General features: G+C 44.7%; 26 protein-coding genes and 1 tRNA gene. 11 read left to right on the forward strand and 16 right to left on the reverse strand.

Annotation, left to right across the window (positions count from 1 at the left end):
• Positions 1–281: 281 nt before the first annotated feature.
• On the reverse strand, positions 282–1,031 hold the full coding sequence (locus BGI33_RS11830) for an amino acid ABC transporter permease (protein WP_100091386.1): 750 nt from the start codon (positions 1,029–1,031) through the stop codon (positions 282–284).
• Positions 1,032–1,268: 237 nt separating this feature from the next.
• Between BGI33_RS11830 and ribF the strand changes: the two genes are divergently transcribed.
• The 6 genes from ribF to BGI33_RS11860 all read left to right on the forward strand — a co-directional run bounded on the left by ribF (position 1,269) and on the right by BGI33_RS11860 (position 8,164).
• Positions 1,269–2,198 carry a bifunctional riboflavin kinase/FAD synthetase gene (gene ribF, locus BGI33_RS11835; protein WP_100091387.1) on the forward strand — a complete coding sequence of 310 codons (930 nt, stop codon included), beginning with the start codon at positions 1,269–1,271 and terminating at the stop codon, positions 2,196–2,198.
• Between the two features lie 93 nt (positions 2,199–2,291).
• The gene (gene ileS, locus BGI33_RS11840; RefSeq protein ID WP_100091388.1) at positions 2,292–5,078 is read left to right on the forward strand and encodes an isoleucine--tRNA ligase; all 2,787 of its coding nucleotides are present in this window, start codon (positions 2,292–2,294) and stop codon (positions 5,076–5,078) included.
• A 104-nt stretch (positions 5,079–5,182) separates the two neighbouring features.
• A complete protein-coding gene (gene lspA, locus BGI33_RS11845) occupies positions 5,183–5,668 on the forward strand; it encodes a signal peptidase II (RefSeq protein ID WP_100091389.1) in 486 nt (161 codons plus the stop codon).
• A 44-nt stretch (positions 5,669–5,712) separates the two neighbouring features.
• Positions 5,713–6,654, forward strand: a complete 942-nt coding sequence (gene ispH, locus BGI33_RS11850) for a 4-hydroxy-3-methylbut-2-enyl diphosphate reductase (protein WP_100091390.1) — start codon at positions 5,713–5,715, stop codon at positions 6,652–6,654.
• Entirely contained in the window at positions 6,651–7,355 is a 705-nt protein-coding gene (locus tag BGI33_RS11855; protein WP_100091391.1) for an ABC transporter ATP-binding protein, read from the forward strand. The genes ispH and BGI33_RS11855 overlap by 4 nt, the downstream gene beginning before the upstream one ends.
• Positions 7,355–8,164, forward strand: a complete 810-nt coding sequence (locus tag BGI33_RS11860; RefSeq protein ID WP_100091415.1) for an ABC transporter permease — start codon at positions 7,355–7,357, stop codon at positions 8,162–8,164. The genes BGI33_RS11855 and BGI33_RS11860 overlap by 1 nt, the downstream gene beginning before the upstream one ends.
• A 107-nt stretch (positions 8,165–8,271) precedes the next feature.
• Here the strand turns inward: BGI33_RS11860 and BGI33_RS11865 are convergent, their stop codons facing one another.
• The 12 genes from BGI33_RS11865 to BGI33_RS11920 form a co-directional block, all read right to left on the reverse strand.
• On the reverse strand, positions 8,272–8,628 hold the full coding sequence (locus BGI33_RS11865) for an MmcQ/YjbR family DNA-binding protein (protein ID WP_100091392.1): 357 nt from the start codon (positions 8,626–8,628) through the stop codon (positions 8,272–8,274).
• 137 nt (positions 8,629–8,765) lie between these two features.
• A complete protein-coding gene (gene iscX / locus BGI33_RS11870; protein ID WP_100091393.1) occupies positions 8,766–8,960 on the reverse strand; it encodes a Fe-S cluster assembly protein IscX in 195 nt (64 codons plus the stop codon).
• 81 nt (positions 8,961–9,041) lie between these two features.
• Positions 9,042–9,383 carry an ISC system 2Fe-2S type ferredoxin gene (gene fdx, locus BGI33_RS11875; protein ID WP_100091394.1) on the reverse strand — a complete coding sequence of 114 codons (342 nt, stop codon included), beginning with the start codon at positions 9,381–9,383 and terminating at the stop codon, positions 9,042–9,044.
• Positions 9,384–9,457: 74 nt separating this feature from the next.
• Positions 9,458–10,084 carry a glutathione S-transferase family protein gene (locus BGI33_RS11880; protein ID WP_100091395.1) on the reverse strand — a complete coding sequence of 209 codons (627 nt, stop codon included), beginning with the start codon at positions 10,082–10,084 and terminating at the stop codon, positions 9,458–9,460.
• Positions 10,085–10,137: 53 nt separating this feature from the next.
• Positions 10,138–12,006, reverse strand: coding sequence for a Fe-S protein assembly chaperone HscA (gene hscA / locus BGI33_RS11885; protein ID WP_100091396.1), 1,869 nt, complete (start codon positions 12,004–12,006; stop codon positions 10,138–10,140).
• Positions 12,007–12,091: 85 nt separating this feature from the next.
• Positions 12,092–12,595, reverse strand: a complete 504-nt coding sequence (hscB, locus tag BGI33_RS11890; RefSeq protein ID WP_100091397.1) for a Fe-S protein assembly co-chaperone HscB — start codon at positions 12,593–12,595, stop codon at positions 12,092–12,094.
• A gap of 167 nt (positions 12,596–12,762) precedes the next feature.
• Entirely contained in the window at positions 12,763–13,083 is a 321-nt protein-coding gene (iscA, locus tag BGI33_RS11895; RefSeq protein WP_100091398.1) for an iron-sulfur cluster assembly protein IscA, read from the reverse strand.
• Between the two features lie 45 nt (positions 13,084–13,128).
• Complete coding sequence (locus BGI33_RS11900) at positions 13,129–13,386, reverse strand: hypothetical protein (RefSeq protein WP_144236290.1); 258 nt, start codon at positions 13,384–13,386, stop codon at positions 13,129–13,131.
• Positions 13,387–13,390: 4 nt separating this feature from the next.
• Positions 13,391–13,774 (reverse strand): Fe-S cluster assembly scaffold IscU, encoded by a 384-nt coding sequence (gene iscU / locus BGI33_RS11905; RefSeq protein WP_100091400.1) that lies wholly within the window; start codon positions 13,772–13,774, stop codon positions 13,391–13,393.
• Positions 13,775–13,910: 136 nt separating this feature from the next.
• Positions 13,911–15,125, reverse strand: a complete 1,215-nt coding sequence (locus BGI33_RS11910; protein WP_100091401.1) for an IscS subfamily cysteine desulfurase — start codon at positions 15,123–15,125, stop codon at positions 13,911–13,913.
• Between the two features lie 42 nt (positions 15,126–15,167).
• The gene (locus BGI33_RS11915) at positions 15,168–15,638 is read right to left on the reverse strand and encodes an Rrf2 family transcriptional regulator (protein WP_100091402.1); all 471 of its coding nucleotides are present in this window, start codon (positions 15,636–15,638) and stop codon (positions 15,168–15,170) included.
• 214 nt (positions 15,639–15,852) lie between these two features.
• Positions 15,853–16,182: a winged helix-turn-helix transcriptional regulator gene (locus tag BGI33_RS11920; protein ID WP_100091403.1), complete on the reverse strand. Its 330-nt coding sequence runs from the start codon at positions 16,180–16,182 to the stop codon at positions 15,853–15,855.
• A 114-nt stretch (positions 16,183–16,296) separates the two neighbouring features.
• Between BGI33_RS11920 and BGI33_RS14295 the strand changes: the two genes are divergently transcribed.
• Complete coding sequence (locus tag BGI33_RS14295; RefSeq protein WP_218965201.1) at positions 16,297–16,494, forward strand: NAD(P)H-dependent oxidoreductase; 198 nt, start codon at positions 16,297–16,299, stop codon at positions 16,492–16,494.
• Between the two features lie 5 nt (positions 16,495–16,499).
• Positions 16,500–16,727 (forward strand): hypothetical protein, encoded by a 228-nt coding sequence (locus tag BGI33_RS13610; RefSeq protein ID WP_218965200.1) that lies wholly within the window; start codon positions 16,500–16,502, stop codon positions 16,725–16,727.
• Positions 16,728–16,778: 51 nt separating this feature from the next.
• Here the strand turns inward: BGI33_RS13610 and serB are convergent, their stop codons facing one another.
• A complete protein-coding gene (gene serB / locus BGI33_RS11930) occupies positions 16,779–17,621 on the reverse strand; it encodes a phosphoserine phosphatase SerB (protein WP_100091404.1) in 843 nt (280 codons plus the stop codon).
• Positions 17,622–17,931: 310 nt separating this feature from the next.
• Here serB and BGI33_RS11935 point away from each other — a divergent pair, with 310 nt between their 5' ends.
• A complete protein-coding gene (locus BGI33_RS11935; protein ID WP_100091405.1) occupies positions 17,932–19,974 on the forward strand; it encodes an OPT family oligopeptide transporter in 2,043 nt (680 codons plus the stop codon).
• Positions 19,975–20,205: 231 nt separating this feature from the next.
• On the opposite strand, the gene BGI33_RS11940 is transcribed toward BGI33_RS11935, so the two are convergent.
• Positions 20,206–20,281, reverse strand: a tRNA-Glu gene (locus tag BGI33_RS11940).
• Between the two features lie 391 nt (positions 20,282–20,672).
• Here BGI33_RS11940 and BGI33_RS13315 point away from each other — a divergent pair.
• Positions 20,673–20,846 (forward strand): hypothetical protein, encoded by a 174-nt coding sequence (locus tag BGI33_RS13315; RefSeq protein WP_180297086.1) that lies wholly within the window; start codon positions 20,673–20,675, stop codon positions 20,844–20,846.
• 52 nt (positions 20,847–20,898) lie between these two features.
• Positions 20,899–21,129 carry a hypothetical protein gene (locus BGI33_RS11945; RefSeq protein WP_100091406.1) on the forward strand — a complete coding sequence of 77 codons (231 nt, stop codon included), beginning with the start codon at positions 20,899–20,901 and terminating at the stop codon, positions 21,127–21,129.
• 738 nt (positions 21,130–21,867) lie between these two features.
• Here BGI33_RS11945 and BGI33_RS11950 read toward each other — a convergent pair.
• Complete coding sequence (locus BGI33_RS11950) at positions 21,868–22,038, reverse strand: IS3 family transposase (RefSeq protein WP_100091407.1); 171 nt, start codon at positions 22,036–22,038, stop codon at positions 21,868–21,870.
• Positions 22,039–22,182: the final 144 nt, after the last annotated feature.

Raw genomic sequence — 22,182 nt, forward strand, 5'->3', positions numbered from 1 at the left:
ATTAGCTATTAAATCTAAAGATAAAAATAGAGATGATATATTATATAAACATAAATTATATAGTAGATATTCTCATTTGGGGCATAGAAATTTTGTATCTTATGTTAAACGTGCTTCTCAACATTTTGAAGATCATAGAATTAAACGTCAGGTTAGAAATCATTTTAAAAAAATTTAATACATCATTGAAAAAATTAAATAAGCAGAGCTATTTATATATTACTTAATAGCTCTGCTTATTTAACTATATTATTCTCGATAGTTACATATATAACCTTAACCTAATGCTGATAGCCTTTATTGTATTTTTTCTCCAGCCATGAGAAGAACCAGCTTAGGGCTATGGTCATAATCAGATAAATGATGGCGATGGTGTAGAGTGGGGTGTCGTAGTTAAGGTAACGTCCGGCTGCGGCACGGGCGGCAAAGGCCAGCTCGGCTACGGCGATGGCGGAAAGCAGGGAGCTGTCTTTAAGGAGGGTGATGAATTCGTTACCAATCGGCGGCAGCATGCGGCGAATCGCTTGAGGCAGGATAACGTAGCGCATGGCTTGTGTGTAGCCGAGGCCAAGGGAGCGTGAAGCTTCAAATTGGCCGCGATCTATTGATTGAATACCTGCGCGGAAGATTTCGGTGATGTAGGCACCGGAGTTAACGGAAAGTGCCAGTATGCCGGCAATGAGTGCGCCGTAGCTGCGGCGCAGTTCGATGGCCAGATCGCCGCTGATAATCAGGCCATCGGTGGGGTTGATGAGGAGCGGAAACCAGACGAAGTACCAGATGAAAATCTGGACAAATAAGGGGGTGCCGCGAAAGATGGTGACATACAGTAGTGAAATCTGGCGAAATGCCCATACCAGTGCACGCATGGGTAAGCCGCCTTTTTCGATGCGGATGACGCGGGCGAGGGCGAATATCAGGCCGAGCAAGGTGCCCATGATTGTGGAAATCAGGGTGACGCCAAGGGTGGTGAGTGCACCGTAATAAAACATTTCGCGGTATTCGTAGATAATGTCGAAACGAAAGGCCATTGTGTTACCTAATGTGGTTTTTGAGGTGTTGCAGCTGGCTATGGTAAGCCTTAGCGTTAAGTGGGCGCTATTTTAGCAAGAAATGTTGTTGTTGCTGTATTAAATTTTGTTTGCTGTTGAGAATAAAGCGGATTTGCTGGTTGATGGGGCGGGAAAATGCTGATTAATTGCGCTGGCTAAGGTTGGCTGAAATGTTTACAATGATGTGTTTTATTATTTGATTTATTCAAGAATTGTATGCAAGTTTGGTTGGGGAGCGGGCAGCAGCCGGATTGGTCTGGCGGTACGGCAGTAACAATCGGTAATTTTGATGGGGTGCACTGTGGGCACCGGCATATTTTACTGCGTTTACGTCAGGAAGCCTGTCAGCGCGGGCTTGGTTCGGTGGTGATGATATTTGAGCCGCAGCCTCAGGAATTTTTTGCGCAGCAGGCAGGAAAAGCTTTGCCTTTCCGGTTGACGCCTCTGCGTGACAAATTGAATTTGCTTGCTGAAAGTGGCTGTGTGGATGCGGTGTATGTTTTGCGCTTCAACCAGCAGTTTGCATCCATGCAGCCGATGGATTTTATCAGGCAGATGCTGGTGGAACAGTTATCTGCGCGCTATTTGCTGGTAGGTGATGATTTTCGCTTTGGCGCACACCGCAGTGGCGATTTTGCTTTGTTGCAGGCTCAGACCAGTTTTGTGACGGAGCATACGCCGTCTGTGCTGGTTGAGGATGTGCGCGCATCCAGTACGGAGGTGCGGATGGCGCTGGCCGCTGGTAATCTGGCTTATGCGCAGTTGTTGCTGGGGCATGAGTATACGCTCAGCGGCCGGGTGAAACACGGTGCCAAGCTGGGGCGTGAGCTGGGCTGTCCGACAGCCAATATACATTTGCCTGCTTTGCATTATGCTCTGAACGGGGTGTTTGTGGTGGATGTGGTTGGTGCTTTCGGGCGTAAGCGGGGTGTGGCCAGTTTTGGTAAAAACCCGACGGTATGTGCGGGCAGTCAGCAGAAGCTTGAGGTGCATATTTTTGATTGTGCTGATGATTTATACGGGCAGCGTTTACAGGTGCATTTTTTGCACAAGTTGCGTGATGAGTTGAAGTTTGATTCGCTGACGGCGTTGCAGGCGCAGATTTTTGCCGATATGGACGCGGCACGAATATGGCAGGCTACCTGAATTGCCGGGAGGTGTTCGGGTGGCCGTAAAAAATCGTTGAATTGTATTGTTATTGTATTATCAGATAATTAGATATATTTTGAAGAGAAGGTCATGACTGACTATAGTAAAACTGTAAATTTGTTGGATACGCCGTTTCCGATGCGCGGTAATCTGGCCAAGCGTGAAGGTGGCTGGTTGAAATCATGGTATGAACAGAAGCGTTATCATAAGCTGCGCAAGCTGGCTGCCGGGCGGCCGAAGTTTATTCTGCATGATGGTCCTCCATATGCTAATGGTGATATTCATATTGGCCATGCTGTGAATAAAGTGTTGAAGGATATTATTATTCGCAGTAAGACGCTGGCCGGATTTGATGCGCCGTATGTGCCGGGCTGGGATTGTCATGGTTTACCGATTGAGCTGATGGTTGAGAAGAAACATGGCAAGAATATTCCGGCGGCAAAGTTCCGTGAGTTATGCCGTGAATATGCGCATGAACAGATTGCCCGGCAGAAACAGGATTTTATGCGTCTGGGTGTGCTGGGTGACTGGGAACATCCTTATCTGACTATGGACTATCAAACTGAGGCAGATATTGTGCGTACTCTGGGTCGGATTCAGCAGGGTGGCTATTTGTACCGTGGTGAAAAACCGGTGCAGTTCTGTCTGGATTGTGGTTCTTCTCTGGCGGAGGCCGAAGTAGAGTATAAGGATAAGGTGTCTTTTGCGATTGATGTGGCGTATCAGTTTAAGGATAACGCTGCTTTGGCGCAGGCTTTTGGATTAAATGAGGTATTGGGTGAGGCTTATGGTGTTATCTGGACGACAACGCCGTGGACTTTGCCTGCCAGTCAGGCGATTTGTGTTGGGCCGGAGGTGGTTTATCAGCTGATTGATACGCCTAAAGGTAAGCTGGTACTGGCTAAAGAGCTGGCAGAAGCTGCTTTGGGGCGCTATGGTTTTGGTGCTGATGATACGGCGGTACTGGCTGAGGTGGCTGGGCGGCAACTGGAAAATCTGCATTTGAATCACCCATTTCTGGATCGGGATATTCCGGTGTTGCTGGGTGAGCATGTGACTACTGAAGCTGGTACCGGCATGGTGCACACGGCACCGGCGCATGGTCTGGATGACTATTTTGCCTGTCTGCGTTATGGAATTCAGTTGTATAACCCGGTGAATGCTGAAGGACGCTATATCAGTGATATGCCACGTGTGGCTGGTATGACGGTCTGGGAAGGTAATCCGGTGGTGATTGACTGGGTGGCCGAAGAGGGTAAGTTGCTCTCTAACGGTAAAATTACGCATAGCTATGCGCATTGCTGGCGCCATAAAACGCCTTTGATTTATCGGGCAACCGGTCAGTGGTTTATCGGTATGGATAAGGATGGCGCAGATGGTAAAACGCTGCGTAATAAGGCCATGGATGCGGTTGAAGCAACTGAGTTTTTTCCGGCTTGGGGACGCGCGCGTCTGGAAGCGATGATTGAAGGACGTCCGGACTGGGTGGTATCTCGCCAGCGTTACTGGGGGACAACGATGGCGTTTTTTGCGCATAAGGAAACCGGCCAGCTACATCCGCATTCGGCTGAGTTGCTGGAAGAGGTAGCTAAACGGATTGAGCAGCACGGGATTGAGGCATGGTTTGCGCTGGACAAGCATGAACTGTTGGGCGCAGATGCGGATGAGTATGACAAGTTGCCGGATACGCTGGATGTATGGTTTGATTCTGGCAGTACACATTATGCGGTATTGCGCCAACGTCCAGAATTGGCTTGGCCGGCTGATTTGTATCTGGAGGGCTCGGATCAGCATCGTGGCTGGTTCCAGTCTTCGCTGCTGACTGCCTGTGCTACGGTTGGTAATGCTCCGTATAAGCAGTTGTTGACCCATGGTTTTGTGGTGGACGGTAATGGGCAGAAAATGTCTAAATCCGTGGGTAATGTGGTCGCACCACAAAAAGTGAATGACAGTCTGGGCGCGGATATTCTGCGTTTGTGGGTGGCTTCTACGGATTATTCTGGCGAGCTGGCGATTTCTGATGAAATTCTGAAACGGGTTTCTGAAAGCTACCGTCGTTTGCGTAATACGTTGCGCTTTTTGCTGGCTAATCTGAGTGATTTTAATCCGGATACGGATGCTGTGGCTGCTGCGGATATGCTGGAACTGGATCGTTATGCTCTAGTACTGGCACAGCAGCTACAGGAACGTGTGGCTGGTGATTATTTTGCTCGCTATGCCTTCCATTTTGCGGTACAGGATATTGTGCATTTCTGCTCCGAGGACATGGGCGCTTTCTATCTGGATATTCTGAAAGATCGTTTGTACACGATGCAGGCTGATAGTCATGGCCGTCGTAGTGCTCAGACTGCGCTGTATCATATTACGCGTAATCTGGTGTTGCTACTGAGCCCGATTCTTTGCTTTACTGCTGAGGAAGCTTGGGCGGTATTGACGGGTAATGATGAGGATAGTGTGCTGTACCATACTACGCATGTGTTCCCGTCTATGGCTGAAGCTGAGGTAGCCGATCTGACGCAGAAATGGCAGGCAGTTCGTGCGGTACGGGATACGGTGAATGCGGCAATTGAGTCGTTGCGTGCTGACAAGAGTGTCGGGTCTTCATTGCAGGCAGATGTAGCCATTCGGGTGCCGGCGGAAATTCTGCCTTTTGTTAGTGCCTTGGGTGATGAGTTACGTTTTGTGCTGATGGTGGCTAAGGTAATGGTGGAAGAGGGTGCTGAGCTATCCGCTACTGTGACTGTAGATCAGGGTACTAAATGTGAACGTTGCTGGCATTATACGGATGATGTCGGTACAGACCCGCAGCACCCGACTATCTGTGGCCGTTGTGCGCTTAATATTGATGGTGCTGGTGAACAACGGCTGTATGCTTGACGCAGAATGATGATTCTTTTGTTGCCGCTTATGCTGGCATGATTTGAAAGACTCAGGCGTGGCAGATTTGGTCGGCCACGCCTGTTGTGGTTTTAGGGAAAGTTATGCAACGTAAAAAAATGTTTTTGTATGGTGCAATTATCGTTCTGGGCTTGATAGCTGATCAGTTGTCGAAGTACGCGGTTTTGCACCATGTGCAATATCTGGAAAGAATTCCGGTAATACCGGGCTTTTTTGATTTGACTCTGGCTTACAACCCGGGCGCAGCGTTTAGCTTCCTTGCTGATGCGGGTGGCTGGCAAAAGTTCTTTTTTATGGGGCTGGCGCTGGTAATCTGTATTTACTTGTTGCGTGCCATTATCCGGGATGAATTCGGGACGATGGGTAAAATTGCTGCTGCGCTGGTTATCGGCGGTGCTACTGGTAATGTGGCTGACCGGATAGTTCATGGGCATGTGGTTGATTTTCTGTTGTTTTACTACCATAATTGGTTTTATCCGGCATTTAATGTTGCTGATAGCCTGATTTGTGTCGGGGCGGTGTTGCTGGTGCTGGAAAGTATTTTTCATCAAAAGAAAAAGGCAGTCTGATTGATTCGCCCTCTGGTGAAATCAGCCAAGTAACGGGAAATTTAATGAGTGACAAAAAGATTTTGCTGGCTAATCCGCGTGGATTTTGTGCTGGTGTTGACCGTGCTATCAGTATTGTGGAACGGGCACTGGAAGAATATGGTGCACCAATTTATGTACGACATGAAGTGGTACATAATAAGTTTGTGGTTGATAATCTGCGCAATAAGGGCGCGGTATTTATTGAAAATCTGGATGATGTGCCGCCGGATGCTACGTTGATTTATTCGGCTCATGGTGTATCGCAGGCTGTACAGCAGGAGGCAGTGGCACGTGGTTTTCGCATTTTTGATGCTACCTGTCCTTTGGTAACCAAGGTACATAAGCAGGTATCACGGCTTGATGAGCAGGGCTATCAGATTGTGATGATTGGCCATAAAGGCCATCCTGAGGTTGAAGGAACGATGGGGCAATTGCCGCCAGGTGCGATGTTGCTGGTGGAAACAGTTGCTGATGTGGCCGGTTTACAGGTGCGCAATGAAGACAAGCTGGCGCATGTGAGCCAGACAACGCTTTCGGTTGATGAAACCAGTGGCATTATTGCCGCGCTGAAACAGCGTTTTCCTAATATTAAAAGTCCGCACAAAGAGGATATTTGTTATGCAACCACTAATCGTCAGGAAGCGGTAAAGAAGCTTGCTGCTACCTGCGATGTGGTGATCGTGGTGGGGTCTCCCAATAGTTCGAACAGTAATCGTTTGCGTGAAGTTGCAGCTTTACTTGGTGTTGATGCTTATATGGTTGACAATGCCGGTTGTCTGCAAATGCAGTGGTTCAGCGGGAAGCAACGGGTAGGCATTACTGCCGGTGCCTCAGCACCGGAGGTGCTGGTGAATGATGTTGTACAGACTATTGTTTCCTGGGGTTACCCAACAGTTACCGAAGGTGCTGGTGTGGAGGAAAATATTATGTTTGTTCTGCCGAAAGAATTGCGTAGTGCATCATGAATACGCCTGTTTTATCCGGTAAGGGTGTGTGTCAGCGCGCTCATGATGATGGCAGGATGTTATTGCAGAATATCGATTTTCAGCTTATGGCTGGCGCGCGTGTGGCTATCAGTGGTGCATCAGGGGCAGGAAAATCGGTTTTTTTACGTACAATTTCTTTGCTGGATTTACCTGCTGCGGGTACCTTGTACTGTCATGATCAGCCTGTGCGCTTGAATGCGCAGTGTATTGCGCGCCATCGCAGCCAGATTGCCTATGTGCGGCAGCAAGCTGTACTGATACCGAGCACGGTGCGTGATAATCTGCTGTTGCCTTTTAGTTTGCATCATTATCAGCATAAAACGTTCCAGCCAGATTATGTACAACAGATATTGCAGGACTTGGGCAAGGATGAGAATTTTCTGGAACGTGATGTAACGGATTTGTCTGGTGGGGAAGCACAGCTGGTGTGTTTGTTGCGCATATTGCAATTAAAGCCGCCGGTTTTGCTGCTGGATGAACCAACCGCTTCTCTGGATGAAGATTCTGCCCGTGCGGTACAGAATCTGGTCAATCAGTGGCAACAGGCTAATCCTGAGGCAGCTTATATATGGATTTCGCATAGTGAGCAGCAGGTGATGGAAGTGGGTGATGAAATTTGGTATCTGGATGCCGGTAGGATCACCCATACCAGAAAATCACCACAAGCCGGGAGGCAATGATGCAGGGGACTAATTATATTAGTATTGCAGAATTGGCTTTGGCTTCGCTGCTGATTCTGGTGAGTGCCGGTGTTTCATTATGGCTGAAGCTGGGGCTGACTAAACGGATTCTGATGTCGGCAGTGCGGGCCGTGGTGCAATTATCTATTGTTGGTTTGCTGCTGAAATGGATATTTGCGGCCAATCAATGGTATTGGGTACTGCTGATTATTGTTGTAATGACTGTGATAGCCGGTTTTTCGGCGCGTTCGCGTGGTAGCTATGTCTATCATGGTCTGACTCAGGATGCTTTATCCTCGGTATGGCTGGCTTCATGGCTGAGTGCGGCAGTAGGACTGTATGCGGTGCTGCATATCCGGCCGTGGTATTCACCGCAGTATGTGATTCCTATTTTAGGTATGGTACTGGGTAATTGTCTGACGGCTGTAGCGTTGTGTCTGGATCGTTTAACGCAGGATTTACGCCAGCAACAGGCGCGGGTAGAAGTGATGCTGTCTATGGGTGCCACGGGCTGGGAAGCCTATAGAGATACTGCGCGCGCAGCCGTAGTAGCCGGTATGTTGCCAACGATTAATCAGTTGAGTGTGGTAGGGCTGGTGAGCCTGCCGGGTATGATTACCGGCCAGATTCTGGCTGGTGCTTCGCCGGATCAGGCGATTCGCTTTCAGTTGCTAACTATGTTTCTGATTTGTGCCGGTTCGGCTGGCGGCTGTTTGTTATGTGCGGTTTTGGTCTATCGCCATGTATTTAGTCGTTGCTGGCAGTTTTGTAGCTGGCGTCTGCAACGCCGTAAAACGGAAAAGGTTTAGATTTTTCAGTTAGATAAGCTGCTTTTCCATAAGAAATGGATCAATGTTTTTTTATTTTTAATTTAAACTAAAATTGATTAATTGGTGCGGTGTATTATTCGTAAAGTTTAAATAGTTAAATTATAGCTATAGTCTAATAAACTTGTTATTTGTTCGAATGGTACCGAACCGTCCAACATTATTGTAAGCCAGTTTTTTTTATTCATATGATAAGCTGGAAATAATCCAGAACTATTTTTTATTGTAGAAATTAATTCTGGATCGGATTTTACATTAATTATTTCCACCATCTTATTAGAGTTAATGCCCAATTTATTTTTCTCAACTACCATAATTAAACCAAACCATTTGCCATTACTTTTATGTCGAAGTACTTTATAATCAGGAAATTTCTTAAACGGATGATCAGTTTGCACATCATTCAAAGTATGAGTGTGTTCAATTAATCTGTTTTTAAGGCTCATGATTATTTCCTTTTTTCCGATTCACTAAAGCTGATGTTTACTCCGTAGAATGGCCAACCGGTTTGGCAGCAAATAGTTGAGTACTGTTGCCGAGTTTAAATTGTTTCTGGCATCTTGGTGGTTTGATGTATATAGACTCAAGCAGTTTCGTCAATCCATGCCTGCTGAACTGCTTCGAGTATGCGCTCGCCACAGTGTTCAGGCTTGTCATCAAATTCTGGTAAGGCCAGTATCAGCTCGCGCAGTTGGGTAAAGCGAATGTTGACAGGGTCAATGTCTTCATGGCGGTCTGCCAGTTCTTCGGCAATGCGGTGTATATCAGTCCATTTCATGGTGTAAATCTGTATTTAATGAGGGTGATTGGCAAAAGAATATAAGAGAGTTTCAGTATGGTTGATTAGTACTGTCTGGTATTAGTGCTCTTCACGCGCGTGGTTAATGGTGTATTTGGGAATTTCGATAGTAACATCACTGTCAGTCAGTCGTGCCTGACAGCTCAGGCGTGAATCTGCTTCCAGCCCCCAAGCCTGATCAAGTAAATCTTCTTCCTGCTCGGTTGGTTCAGGCAGGCTGTCGTATCCTCCTCTAATAACAACATGACAGGTTGTACAGGCACAGGATTGTTCGCAGGCGTGTTCAATTTCAATATCATGCTCAAGTAATGCATCACAAATGCTGGTTCCTGAGGGAATATTGTCTAATACTTTTCCTTCAGGACAGAGTTGAGGATGAGGCAGTACAGTAATTTTGGGCATGGTGGTTCCGTATTTCTAAATAATGCAGGCGTGGCTGGTTTTAAGAAGTGAAATCAGCCACGCCGAGGTTGGTATTAAATCAGTCTTTGAGCTTTCACTACAGCAGCAACGCCGGCGTCTGCTTCTACGCGCTGATAAAATGCATTCAGGTTATGGTATTGGCTCAGGTCAATTTTACATCTTTGTGCCCAGCGCATTTCTATATAAACGTAAACATCGGCAATACTGATGCTGTTACCGGTTAAGTAATCCTGTTGAGCCAGAACGGTATCAACCGAAGCAAACATTTTTGCTACTGCGGCACAGGCATTGGCCTGAAGTTTGTTTTGTGCTTCTTCGCCCTCAATCATTCTGGCTGCACCAAAAATAGGCTTAAATCCTGAATGCAAGTCACTATTGGCAAAAGCTAACCACTGGCGTGCTTTGGCACGTGTTTTGGGATCATTGTCAGCCGTGGCACCATAAATGCCTTTGTTGGGTGCAAGGTCGTTAATGTAATCGATAATGGCAATGTTCTGGCTAAGTGCCCAGTTACCGTCTGTGAGTACAGGTACTTGGCCTTGTGGATTCAAGGCCAGATATTCGGCGGATTTAACTTTGTCGCGACCTACTACTTCAGCAGTGTATTCCAGCCCGCTCCATTGCAGGGCTACATGTGGTACGAATGAACAGGTACCGGCTATGTAATATAGTTTTAACATTTTGTTATCTCCTGTGTATAGGCAAACATTTTAATGTGTCTGCGGTTAAAATTTTAGATTTCACTGACGTTTTTACCCTGTAAGGCACGCTGGATATTGCGGTTCATGCGTCTGGCAGCAAATTCATCAGTTGCGTGACTCAGGCTTTGTATGGCATCGCGGATATCCTGTGCATTGCCATGCTCAATCTGGTGTTGGGTTTGTTCTAGCGCTGTCTGAATGGCCTGCTGTTCATCGGTGCTGAGTAAATCAGCATCCAGTGTCAGGGCGCCGTTAACCGCTGCAATAATGCTTTCTGCTTCTACTGTGGCTTCGGCACGGGCACGCTGCTGGGCATCAGTCTGCGCATGGGTAAAACTGTCTTTCAGCATTTGGGTAATAACGGTATCGTCTAGCCCATAGGAAGGTTTCACTTCAATATGAGCTTGTACGCCTGTGGTTTGCTCGCGGGCAGATACCGATAGCAAGCCATCAGCATCTACCTGAAATGTAACCCGTATGCGAGCAGCTCCGGCTGCCATCGGCGGAATACCGCGCAGGGTAAATTGTGCCAAACTGCGACAATCGGCTACCAGCTCACGTTCTCCCTGTAGCACATGAATCATCATGGCTGTTTGCCCGTCTTTGAAGGTAGTAAAATCCTGTGCACGCGCAGTTGGCAGGGTGCTGTTACGCGGAATCACTTTTTCTACCAGCCCGCCATAAGTTTCCAGACCCAGTGATAATGGGGTTACGTCCAGCAGCAGCCATTCATCATCATTTTTGTTGCCTGCCAGCACATTAGCCTGCATGGCAGCTCCTAGTGCCACTACTTCATCGGGATTGAGGTTATTCAGCGGCGTTTGGCCAAAGAAGGTGGCTACTGCCTGCTGCACATGCAGCATGCGAGTAGCACCACCCACCATGATTACGCCTTTGATATCAGTTTTGCTGATATTGGCATCACGCATGGCCTGTTTAACTGGTTCCAGTGTTTTGGCTACCAGTGGCTGCGTTAACTGATGGAAGGTATCGCGACTGATATCAGTGAGAATCTGCTGGCCGTCGGAAAGGGTAGCTGCAATGGTGGTTGAAGCTTCATTGGTCAGGGTTTCTTTAGCTGCCCGCGAGAGCGATTGTAATAGTGCGCTATCCTGCGCATTTAACTGTGATAGTTTATTCTGTTCCAGTAACCAGCAGAACAGGCGTTGATCGAAATCGTCACCACCCAAGGCGCTATTGCCGTTAGTAGCCTTAACTTCAAATAGACCGCGGCTTAAGGTTAAAACCGATACATCAAATGTTCCGCCACCGAGGTCGTAAACGATGAATGTACCTTCTGCGGCATTATCCAGACCATAGGCAATGGCGGCAGCGGTGGGTTCATTCAGTAACCGCAGAACATGCAAACCGGCCAGCCGGGCGGCATCTTTAGTTGCCTGACGCTGTGCATCGTCAAAATAGGCTGGTACAGTAATAACAGCACCGGCAAGTTCACCGCCTAGGCTGTTTTCTGCCCGTATTTTCAGTACGCGCAGGATATCAGCAGAAACTTCTATCGGGGTTTTATTACCAGCGCGGGTATGAATACTGATGATGCGCTCATCATTAGTAAAATGATAAGGTAAATAGCGAGTTTCAGATTGATTTCTGATATCGTCAAGAGCACGGCCAATTAGACGTTTAGCCGAACTGATGGTGTTGGTTGGGTCAATACGTTGGGCTTTTAATGCGTCTATACCTACTTCTGGAAGACAATTCTGTTGATAACGTACAACTGAGGGTAGTGTAATCCGTCCCTGTTCATCTGCCAGACATTCTGCATGACTACTGCGTACAGTGGCTACCAGACTATTGGTTGTACCCAGGTCAATACCTACGGCGCGGCGGTGTTCATGCGGGGCGGCGGATAGGCCGGGTTCGGCAATTTGCAATAAGGCCATAATCTGAATTTTGTCCTGATTTTAAAAATTACTTAACGATTTGATTTTTTCTCAAACCATGTTTGCTGCTATAACGTTGATGGTATCAGGGCAGTGCTGCCTGAATTTCTGTCTGTAATTTCTGTAAAAAACGCCCCTGACGTACCAGCTCGGCCGCTTTTTCCGTTTGATTCTGCGTGAAAGCAGTATTCAGCTCCCGATACAATCTGTCTTGTTGCAGCTGAATGGTTGCGGCCAGTTCTTGTAGGGTTGCCGCATCAGCTTCGGCACGGGCATCTTCCAGTGTTTCACGCCATTGCATTTGTTGCATTAAGAAATCGGCTGGAAAATGGGTGTGTTCAGGTGCGTCTGCATCAATATTCTGCTGTTGTAACAAATACGCTGCACGATCTAATGGATTGCTCAGGATACGATAAGCTTCGTTTACCGTGGTTGCCAACATCATTGCCTGTTTTTGTTCGAAAGCACTTTTGGCCGCAAATTTATCCGGGTGACATTGTGCGGCCAGCAGACGATAATTCTGCTCAAGCTGTTTGGCGTCAATATTAAACTGTTCGGCTAATTGAAAAAGTGCAAAGTATTGGTTCATGCAGCTCACCTTGGGGTGACAACAGGGTTGAAGCAGAAATGGTCAACGGTGTAAACCGAGTTTTTACCGGTATTCTGCTTTTTCAGAAAAATAAAATTTGGCTGTTTTGACCTCGGCTGCAGTATTTGCCAGCAAATTTATAGCTTTCAGACAAAAACGGCTACTGCTTAAACGTGAAAGCTTTCACCACAGCCACATTCGTCTTTGGCATTGGGATTGGCAAATTTAAAACCTTCCTGCAAACCTTCTTTGACAAAATCAAGTTCGGTGCCATCCAGATAGACATGGCTTTTGGGGTCAACAAATACTTTGACACCATGTTGCTCAAAAAGTAAATCTTCTGGCTGGATATGGTCGACAAATTCCAGAGTATAAGCCATGCCCGAACAGCCACTGTTTCTGACACCAAGACGAATACCTTCGCCTTTACCACGTTTGGTCAGATAGTTACTAATGTGCTGGGCAGCTTTTTCAGTCAGAGAAATCATGTTCTCTCCTGTTTAAACTTCTCCTGAATTTAGCGCAAGGCATATTCAGGATTTGTTACGGTTAAAACGGCGTTTATATGAAGAGAGAAAACAGCGTTTGATTTCTATTTTCTCTTCACAATTAACGCAAAAACGCGTGCCAGTGTACTGAGTCTGGCGCTCGAGTGATATTGGTTCACTACATTCCAGACAATATTGTCTGGTACACATTTTGATATTGTTTAGGCGTACTGCATTAACCTGATGATTATCATTATTTTCAGTAGTGGATTCGTCATTATTTGCGGTACTACCAAAAATCATCATGTTACTCGTTATGTTTTTTTCGATAATCAGCTACAGCAGCCTTAATAGCGTCTTCGGCCAGAATAGAGCAGTGGATTTTTACCGGAGGTAAGGCTAGCTCTTCAGCAATGGCACTGTTTTTAATAGCCAGTGCTTCATCCAGACTTTTACCCTTTACCCATTCAGTAATCAGGCTGGAGGAGGCAATGGCTGAACCACAGCCATAGGTTTTGAATTTGGCATCTTCAATGATGCCGTTATCACTTACCTTGATTTGCAATTTCATAACGTCTCCACAGGCTGGTGCGCCCACCATCCCTGTGCCCACATTCTGGTCGCCCTTTTCAAAAGAACCAACATTGCGTGGATTTTCATAATGATCAATGACTTTATCGCTGTAGGCCATGATGTGTTCCTTTTACAATTATTTTGATGCTCGAGAAAATAAAATCTTTTCTATCTTCGCAGCAAATAACCTATATTGTAGTGTACTGCCCTGCTTTGCCAACAGGGCAGAAGAAGATTGTTTCCGTGTAGACGGATTAATGGGCTGCCCATTCTACACTGCTCAGATCAATGCCTTCCTGATGCATTTCCCACAGCGGTGACAGCTCACGTAGTTTACCAATTTTGGATTTAATCAGTTCTGCGGCGTAATCCACTTCGGCTTCAGTGGTAAAGCGCCCGAAGGTAATTCGCAGTGAACTGTGAGCCAGTTCATCATTGCGCCCAAGTGCACGCAGCACGTAGCTCGGTTCCAGACTGGCCGATGTACAGGCAGAACCACTGGAAACGGCAATGTCCTTAACCGCCATAATCAGGCTTTCACCTTCAACAAAGTTGAAACTGATATTCAGATTCTGATAAACACGATGTTGCAGGTCGCCATTGATATACACTTCTTCGACATCTTTAATGGCATTCAGAAAGCGCTCGTGCAGTGCCTTGGCATGAGCATTGTCCTTATCCATTTCCAGCCGTGCCAACCGGAATGCTTCGCCCATGCCGACTATCTGATGAGTGGCCAGCGTACCGGAGCGGAAACCGCGCTCATGCCCGCCACCATGCATCTGGGCATTCAGGCGAACACGCGGCTTGCGCCGTACGTATAGAGCACCGATACCTTTAGGCCCGTAGGTTTTGTGTGCCGACATGCTCAATAAACCAATCTGATTGGCTTTTACGTCGATATGCACCTTGCCGGTAGCCTGTGCTGCGTCAACATGAAAAATAATGCCTTTTTCGGCGCAGATAGCACCAATGGCCGCAATATCCTGAATCACGCCAATTTCATTATTCACCCACATTACGCTAACCAGAGTCGTATCCGGGCGAATAGCTGCCTCTAGTTCAGCCAGATCAATCAGGCCATTTTCCTGTACACCCAGATAGGTAACTTCAAAACCTTCGCGCTCAAGCTCGCGCATGGTGTCCAGTACGGCCTTATGTTCGGTTTTGACCGTAATCAGATGTTTACCTTTACTGGCATAAAATTGTGCCGCACCTTTTATGGCCAGATTATCGGATTCAGTTGCGCCAGAAGTGAAAATAATTTCTTTTGAATCAGCACCAATTAACGCTGCAATTTCATTACGCGCATTTTCAACTGCTTCTTCTGCCTGCCAGCCAAAACCATGGCTGTTGGAGGCCGGATTGCCAAATAACTCAGTCAGGTACGGAATCATTTTTTCTGCCACGCGCGGGTCAACCGGCGTAGTAGCTGAATAATCCAGATAAATAGGAAGTTTTACGGTCATTGTCGTGTTCTCTTTAATTTAATATCCATGGCAGCGCAGGAGTTAATGCAGATTTATCAGAGTGATCGGCTGCTCAAGGCTGCTTTTTTGTTCGTTACTGTTATTACGGTAGGTTTGCTGGTTCAGAATACATTGCAAAGTAATCCCACGCAGATAGCCGTCTATGGTTTTATTCAAGTTGGCCCATAAGTCATGCGTCAGACAGGGCGTGCCATCCTGACAATCAGCGTTGCCGCCACATAACGTAGCATCCAGAGTGTCTTCTGCCGCAGCAATAATGTCGGCAATATTGATTTGGGCAGCATCATGACTTAAAACATAGCCACCACCCGGACCACGAATACTTTCTACCAGCCCGGCACGGCGTAATTTGCCAAACAGCTGCTCAAGATAAGACAGGGAAATGCGCTGGCGTTCGCTAATTGCAGTCAGGTTTACCGCACCAGATTGCGCATGCATGGCTAAATCCAGCATGGCAATGACAGCAAAGCGCCCCTTGGTGGTTAAACGCATGACAAAACCCGAAATAGATTGACAATGGGTGAATTATCTAATACCCGACAATTTTAGTCAACTTTATTCATGGGTAAATCAAGGAATTATGCTAGATTTAACCTTATCCAGAATAAATAAAATATACTGAATACCAGACAACCTATGCCAGTTAAAATGCTTTAGACGATAATACTGGCCTGATGATTTACCTGTTATAGCCTGATAAAGCCATTTAACCGGAGTAGTTAATCTCTTTTGCCCAATCGGATAATGCCATCAAAATCGGGCTAAGCGACTGGCCTTTATCAGCAAGCGCATAGCTAACCTGCATCGGCGGTTTATCCCCTTTTACTGTTTGGGAAATCAAACCATCTCTTTCCAGTTGTTTGAGTTGTAAGCTTAACGTTATCTCCGTAATATCGGGCATGTTTCTGCTGAGCTTACCAAATCTTTTTGGCTTGTTACGCAAATAATAAAGAGTTATAGCCTTTTTTAAAATACTACTGAACTCATTGGAGTAGATAAAACTTTTATAGTGCTTGTTCAAAGAGGAGATAATCATGTTACTGATGATTCTTGTTCACCCGGATTTTGACCATTCAGTAGCGAATAAGGCAATCAGTACAGATTTAGCCTTAAAAATGCCTGACCTTGAAATCAGGAGTATTCATCATTTATACCCTTATACCCTGATTATCAGATTGATATCAGCGCCGAACAGGCAGCCTTACTCAGGCACAAACTTATTATCCACCAGTACCCGATGTATTGGTTTAATATGCCAGCCATTTTAAAAATCTGGTTTGATCAGATATTCAGTTATCAATTTGCTTATGCTTCCAAAGGGAACAAACTGAAAAATAAAAAATACTAGTAAGTATGCCCGTTGGGCAGCCAGAAGAGAATTTTAAATTAGAAAATTATTTTATTATCAATAATTTTCTGCAAGCTGTGAAAAAATCAGCAGAATATGCGCAAATGGATTATTTAGGCTATATTGCTTTGTATGGTGTGCCCTCTGTTTCAGAGATAGCCAAAGAAGAAAAGATAGCAAAAACAAAACAGCGCAGTCTGAAGTTATTTAATCTTATTCAGCAACACCGCTAAAGATGTAAAGATATTTTTAATAGTAAATGTGCTGAATGATAACAGTAGTAATCAGCGGAACCACTTGCGCACAGTATCAAGACCACCAAAGCGTACATTGATTGAAGTAGCCGCTTGTGTTTTCGGCTTCGCATGATAGGCCACACCAAAGCCAGCAGCCTGTAGCATCGGAATATCATTGGCACCGTCACCCATTGCTACAACCTGAAAATTGTCCAGCCCAAGTTTATCCTTATATTCAGCCAGTAAATCAGCTTTGGCCTGTGCATCAATAATCCTGCCAGCCAGTTCGCCGGTTAGCACATCATTTTTGACAACCAGCTGATTGGCAAAAGTATAGTCAAGCCCGTATTGCTGTTGTAACCGTTCAGTAAAATAGGTGAAACCACCGGAAACCAGCATAAACTTAACGCCATACTCATGACACTGCTGTAACAGCCATTCCGCACCCGGTGACAATTTCAGCACCTCTTCATATACACGCTGTAGTTCAGTAACCGGTAAACCTTTCAACAGCGCTACGCGCGCACGTAATGACTGCTCAAAATCAATTTCACCACGCATGGAACGTTCGGTTATAGCCGTAACCTGTGACTGCAAGCCCACACCGGCAGCAATTTCATCCACACATTCAATCGTAATCAGCGTGGAATCCATATCGCTGATAATCAAGCCCAAATCAGCAAAACTCTGGTCTGGCACAATGGCAAAATCAATCTGCTGCTCAAGTAATTGAGCCTGCACTGATTCAGCTAACTGAAAATCCGCACTAACTGGCAGCCGCAGTACAGAATCATCAAATGTATACTCTGGTGTTGGCGGAATAATCGTATGTAAAGCGGATAAATTACACTGGCGCAAAGCAGCATTTTGTAAAACCAGAACTAAAGACATGACAAATACACAGCTTGACAAAAATAGCTAGTATAGACACCGGCATCATGGTTGACAATAAACAGCCAGAAAAGAAATCACCATCGAAACAGAAGAAAAATAGTGCGGATAAATTTAAATTTAACTAACATAATAAAAAAATAAAAAAACATAATTTACACTACATTCTTAAAATATAAAGAAAAAACACAAACCAGTTTGTACAATGCTGCTTTTTGTCCAAAATGGCGGTCGTGCAAGGATAAATTAATATCCAGAAATTTTAATATTATTGCTATCATTCTGGGTCGCATCTTTATGGAGTTATTACATGCAACACCCCTCAACCACCTCATCGGCGGTCGATCAATACCGGGAACTTACCATTCGCGGCATGATCTTAGGTGCATTAATCACAGTAATATTCACTGCATCTAACGTGTATCTGGGGCTGAAAGTTGGCCTGACATTCGCATCATCCATACCTGCTGCCGTGATATCCATGGCCGTACTGAAATGTTTTCGGGGTTCAAATATTCTTGAAAATAACATGGTGCAAACACAGGCATCCGCTGCCGGTACCCTGTCGTCAATAATCTTTGTTTTACCCGGCCTGTTAATGATTGGCTACTGGCAGGGATTTCCATTCTGGCAAACAACTCTTATTTGTATTGCCGGTGGTATTCTTGGTGTCATCTTCACCGTGCCATTACGCCATGTGCTCGTAGTTAACAGCGATTTACCCTATCCGGAAGGTCTGGCGGCCGCTGAAATTCTGAAGGCTGGTGACCACAATCAACCACAGGAAAGCGAAGACGACACACCGCAAAGCGGGGTTAAACAGATTGTTACCGGCGGCATATTGTCAGGTATTTTCAGCTTTCTGGTTAGTGGGTTGCGTGTAGTCAGCGAAAGTGCCAGTGCCTGGTTTAAAGTAGGCGGTGCAGTATTTCAGGTACCAATGGGATTCTCTCTGGCTTTATTGGGAGCCGGCTGGCTGGTTGGCATTACCGGCGGTATTGCCGTATTACTGGGCATGTTTTTCTCATGGGGAATAGCGGTACCGTATTTCACCAGTACCACTCCCATGCCGGAAAATGCTACGATGGTAGATTTCGCCATTAATCTATGGGTTACCAAAGTTCGCTATATTGGTGCCGGTGCCATCGCTGTGGCCGCAATATGGACATTAATAACACTGTTCAAACCCATGCTTGAAGGAATGAAATTATCTTTTCAGGCCTTTAGCTCCGGTTCAGATACCAGTCAGTCGCAACAACGGGTAAATCAGGATTTATCGCCCAAAACCATGTTGCTGATAATTCTGATAACCCTGATTATTCTGATTGCTACTTTCTACAGTTTTATTGCCAGTGCACCGATTTCTTTCGGTATGGCCTGTGCTTTAGTCGCATGTGCCACTATTATGGCCTTTATCATTGGTTTTCTTGTGGCCGCAGCCAGTGGCTATATGGCCGGCCTGATTGGTTCCTCTTCCAGCCCGATATCCAGTATCGGTATTGTCTCCATCGTTATCATATCTCTGGTATTTATGGTAATCGGCCAGTCCAGTGGTATTTTTGCCATGGCTGGGGGCAATCAGTTTATGACCGCACTGGCGCTGTTTACCGCTTCAGTAGTCATGGCTATTTCCACCATTTCCAATGATAACCTACAGGATTTAAAAACTGGCCATCTGATACAGGCCACACCGTGGCGGCAGCAGGTAGCACTGATTATTGGCAGTATTGTTGGTGCCCTCGTTATTTCACCAGTACTGGAACTGCTCTACAACGCTTACGGTTTTACCGGAGCCTTGCCACGCTCTGGTATGGATGCCACTCAGGCGCTCTCTGCCCCACAGGCAACCCTGATGACCACAATCGCCAAAGGCATTTTTTCGCATAATCTGGAATGGACCTACATCATGGCTGGTGTATGTTTAGGTATATTCCTGATTGTTCTGGATATAGTAGTAAAACGTCTTCGTCCGGGCTTGAGTATTCCTCCACTGGCTGTAGGCATGGGTATTTATCTGCCTGCTTCTGTAAATATGCCAATCTTTATCGGCACCGTACTTTCATACTTTTGTATGCGCCATATCAGAAAACGTCACACAGATCCAAAAATTCAGGCGCGTGAACTGAAAGCCACAGATCGTCGCGGTACTTTATTAGCAGCTGGCCTGATCGTTGGTGAAAGTATCGTTGGCGTAGTAATGGCAATGATAATTGTTGCTTCCATTGCTCTAGGGGAGGGTGAAGCGCCTCTGGCATTGAATCTGCATAACTGGGATACAATGAGTCAGGTATTAGGACTGGTTTTCTTTGTTTCAGCCATAATGATTCTAGTTAGACAAATTCTGAAAAAATAATTGTGTTATTTAAAAATAAAAAACAGCGCTTTTAAAGCGCTGTTTTTGTTTTATTGTTTCTTGCAAAAATCCATTAATTCAATCAGTTATTGCAATAATAAAACATTTCAAATATTAATTTATATACTGCTCTATCTATTTGCACAAATAGTGTTATCAATTCAATTATTTTTGGTCTTGAAAAGAATATCAATACTTAGTGAAAAAATAAAATCCAGTTTAATTCGATTTTGGCACGCCTACAGGGATTCGAACCCCGGTTGCCGCCGTGAAAGGGCAGTGTCCTCGGCCACTAGACGATAGGCGCATAAATAGCAAATGAGTGTGGAGTATTCCCTCAGTGCGCATATAGGTGTCAATTTATGTGAGCGGGCTATATCTACAATTCTCACATAAGAGAGGGTAATTTTAGCAGGTTTAATGACTACAATAAATAGCTTTCAATAGAATTACTATATTGTCATTTTGCAGATTTTGGTGCTATTCATTTTATCTTTAAGGCAGAATGTATAATTTAAAAATTGTATTTAAGTGAATTCTATTTTCACAAATTAATTTTTAATAATTGTCTTGTAGAAGCAAATCAATTGATGAAGTAAATATAAATTAAATTTATTTTAAATTAAAGTTTGGCTTATTAGCATAGATTTGTTACTATACCATTAATATAGAAATATTAATTTTCAAAGGTGGAAAATATGGCTTATTTTACAGTTACCGCAACTGACGGTAATAAGGCAATTATTAATGGTAATATGATTAACAAAGTGATTGATTATGGTTCCTATCGTGCCATATATCAAGGAAGTGATACTAATCACTATGCAGTTCGGGATAGCTTATCTAGCATTCAGACTGCTTTGAACAGGTAAGGAAGAGCTATACAGGTTTAATTTTTATCTTTTTGATGAGGAATAAAGAAAAATGAAAACTGATTTAACTTACATTGTAATGACACTATTGTTTTTATTTTCAATTAGCAATGTATTTGCATATAAACCCTCTCAGTTTGATAAAATACGCCTGAAACAGAGTTGTAAAAACGAGCAGGAGTCACCGTTTAAAGACTTCGTCGGTACGCCCAGTTGTGATAGGCTGAAAAAAATCGAAATTGAGGAAAATCAGCCCACCTACCGGGTAATACATGAACAGTAATTTTTAAATTTTTGTTTGGAAAGCTAGGTATTAATCGCAGCCTGATCAGGCCAATCAGACTACTAAGCTACCAGATAATGTGCTACTGAAAGCCTATCGCGTTGTAAGTTTGGTGCAATTTTACTGCTAAATATGCTGTTGGTTTCAATAGACTACATGGGTTCAGCAGCCCGAAGAACTAGACAAGTCAAGCGTGAATGCTTTGTATTTTATGTGGTCTCATGTGTATATACTATTAATGAGCTTTCAAATGATGATCAATAGCAGTGAGGCTTCGTTCTGCTAGTTTTAGTTCCGGTCTGTCAATTCCGCTATTGTTTGCTACTATAAATTGGCAGTTGAGCTTAAATTGTTTTATTTATCATGTGATTTTCTTTATGTTCTTCGATACCAATAATCCTTTTCTTCATAAGATTTAATATCAGTTTCTTTAAGTTTTTGCTTTAAATATTTCTTAAAATTCCTTGTTCTTTTTTCAATAGCATACCTGTTTAATTCACTCTTGAATTTGAATTTCCTATGTGCAACTATTGTTTTTCATATTAATAAGTTTTCTGTTTTCCGTAGCTATTCCATGCTTACTGGTAAACTGACCGTAATATCAATGTCTAACGCTTCACGATTAAAGTCATCATGACATTGAAGGTTCTCAACCTGCGTTGATTGCGACTGCTGTCACTCATAAAATCCATTGACCAGCAAACCTAGCTTATCGGGTACTGATTGCCTTTCTGGGCTCTATGGAGGAATGCGTTGTTTACGCTTTACCCTGAGATTAAGCTTTAATTCACAATACACCCGATATACACGTTTATGATTCCATTTATAGCCGAGCCTTCTGATACGATTAAAACATTTGGGAAAGCCCCAGCGTAAATGCCTGTCAGTGATAGTACCTAGTACCGACATAATCACCAAATCATCCTGTAACTTAGGCTGATAATAGTAAGCACAGCGGCTTAGGCCAACAATAAAGTTATGTTTTATTGTAGAACAAGTTAAATAAATTATTTTTATTCAATGTGAATATTTTATGCTCTAATATTTCAAAGA

This window comes from Snodgrassella alvi (genome assembly GCF_002777425.1).
Taxonomy (GTDB): domain Bacteria; phylum Pseudomonadota; class Gammaproteobacteria; order Burkholderiales; family Neisseriaceae; genus Snodgrassella; species Snodgrassella alvi_B.

What these genes read in the sequence shown, in the direction of transcription:
- BGI33_RS11830 (WP_100091386.1), bottom strand. Translation starts at nt 1,031, where the DNA reads ATGGCCTTTCGTTTCGACATTATCTACGAATACCGCGAAATGTTTTAT.
- ribF (WP_100091387.1), top strand. Translation starts at nt 1,269, where the DNA reads ATGCAAGTTTGGTTGGGGAGCGGGCAGCAGCCGGATTGGTCTGGCGGT.
- ileS (WP_100091388.1), top strand. Translation starts at nt 2,292, where the DNA reads ATGACTGACTATAGTAAAACTGTAAATTTGTTGGATACGCCGTTTCCG.
- lspA (WP_100091389.1), top strand. Translation starts at nt 5,183, where the DNA reads ATGCAACGTAAAAAAATGTTTTTGTATGGTGCAATTATCGTTCTGGGC.
- ispH (WP_100091390.1), top strand. Translation starts at nt 5,713, where the DNA reads ATGAGTGACAAAAAGATTTTGCTGGCTAATCCGCGTGGATTTTGTGCT.
- BGI33_RS11855 (WP_100091391.1), top strand. Translation starts at nt 6,651, where the DNA reads ATGAATACGCCTGTTTTATCCGGTAAGGGTGTGTGTCAGCGCGCTCAT.
- BGI33_RS11860 (WP_100091415.1), top strand. Translation starts at nt 7,355, where the DNA reads ATGCAGGGGACTAATTATATTAGTATTGCAGAATTGGCTTTGGCTTCG.
- BGI33_RS11865 (WP_100091392.1), bottom strand. Translation starts at nt 8,628, where the DNA reads ATGAGCCTTAAAAACAGATTAATTGAACACACTCATACTTTGAATGAT.
- iscX (WP_100091393.1), bottom strand. Translation starts at nt 8,960, where the DNA reads ATGAAATGGACTGATATACACCGCATTGCCGAAGAACTGGCAGACCGC.
- fdx (WP_100091394.1), bottom strand. Translation starts at nt 9,383, where the DNA reads ATGCCCAAAATTACTGTACTGCCTCATCCTCAACTCTGTCCTGAAGGA.
- BGI33_RS11880 (WP_100091395.1), bottom strand. Translation starts at nt 10,084, where the DNA reads ATGTTAAAACTATATTACATAGCCGGTACCTGTTCATTCGTACCACAT.
- hscA (WP_100091396.1), bottom strand. Translation starts at nt 12,006, where the DNA reads ATGGCCTTATTGCAAATTGCCGAACCCGGCCTATCCGCCGCCCCGCAT.
- hscB (WP_100091397.1), bottom strand. Translation starts at nt 12,595, where the DNA reads ATGAACCAATACTTTGCACTTTTTCAATTAGCCGAACAGTTTAATATT.
- iscA (WP_100091398.1), bottom strand. Translation starts at nt 13,083, where the DNA reads ATGATTTCTCTGACTGAAAAAGCTGCCCAGCACATTAGTAACTATCTG.
- BGI33_RS11900 (WP_144236290.1), bottom strand. Translation starts at nt 13,386, where the DNA reads ATGATTTTTGGTAGTACCGCAAATAATGACGAATCCACTACTGAAAAT.
- iscU (WP_100091400.1), bottom strand. Translation starts at nt 13,774, where the DNA reads ATGGCCTACAGCGATAAAGTCATTGATCATTATGAAAATCCACGCAAT.
- BGI33_RS11910 (WP_100091401.1), bottom strand. Translation starts at nt 15,125, where the DNA reads ATGACCGTAAAACTTCCTATTTATCTGGATTATTCAGCTACTACGCCG.
- BGI33_RS11915 (WP_100091402.1), bottom strand. Translation starts at nt 15,638, where the DNA reads ATGCGTTTAACCACCAAGGGGCGCTTTGCTGTCATTGCCATGCTGGAT.
- BGI33_RS11920 (WP_100091403.1), bottom strand. Translation starts at nt 16,182, where the DNA reads ATGATTATCTCCTCTTTGAACAAGCACTATAAAAGTTTTATCTACTCC.
- BGI33_RS13610 (WP_218965200.1), top strand. Translation starts at nt 16,500, where the DNA reads ATGCCCGTTGGGCAGCCAGAAGAGAATTTTAAATTAGAAAATTATTTT.
- serB (WP_100091404.1), bottom strand. Translation starts at nt 17,621, where the DNA reads ATGTCTTTAGTTCTGGTTTTACAAAATGCTGCTTTGCGCCAGTGTAAT.
- BGI33_RS11935 (WP_100091405.1), top strand. Translation starts at nt 17,932, where the DNA reads ATGCAACACCCCTCAACCACCTCATCGGCGGTCGATCAATACCGGGAA.
- BGI33_RS13315 (WP_180297086.1), top strand. Translation starts at nt 20,673, where the DNA reads ATGGCTTATTTTACAGTTACCGCAACTGACGGTAATAAGGCAATTATT.
- BGI33_RS11945 (WP_100091406.1), top strand. Translation starts at nt 20,899, where the DNA reads ATGAAAACTGATTTAACTTACATTGTAATGACACTATTGTTTTTATTT.
- BGI33_RS11950 (WP_100091407.1), bottom strand. Translation starts at nt 22,038, where the DNA reads ATGTCGGTACTAGGTACTATCACTGACAGGCATTTACGCTGGGGCTTT.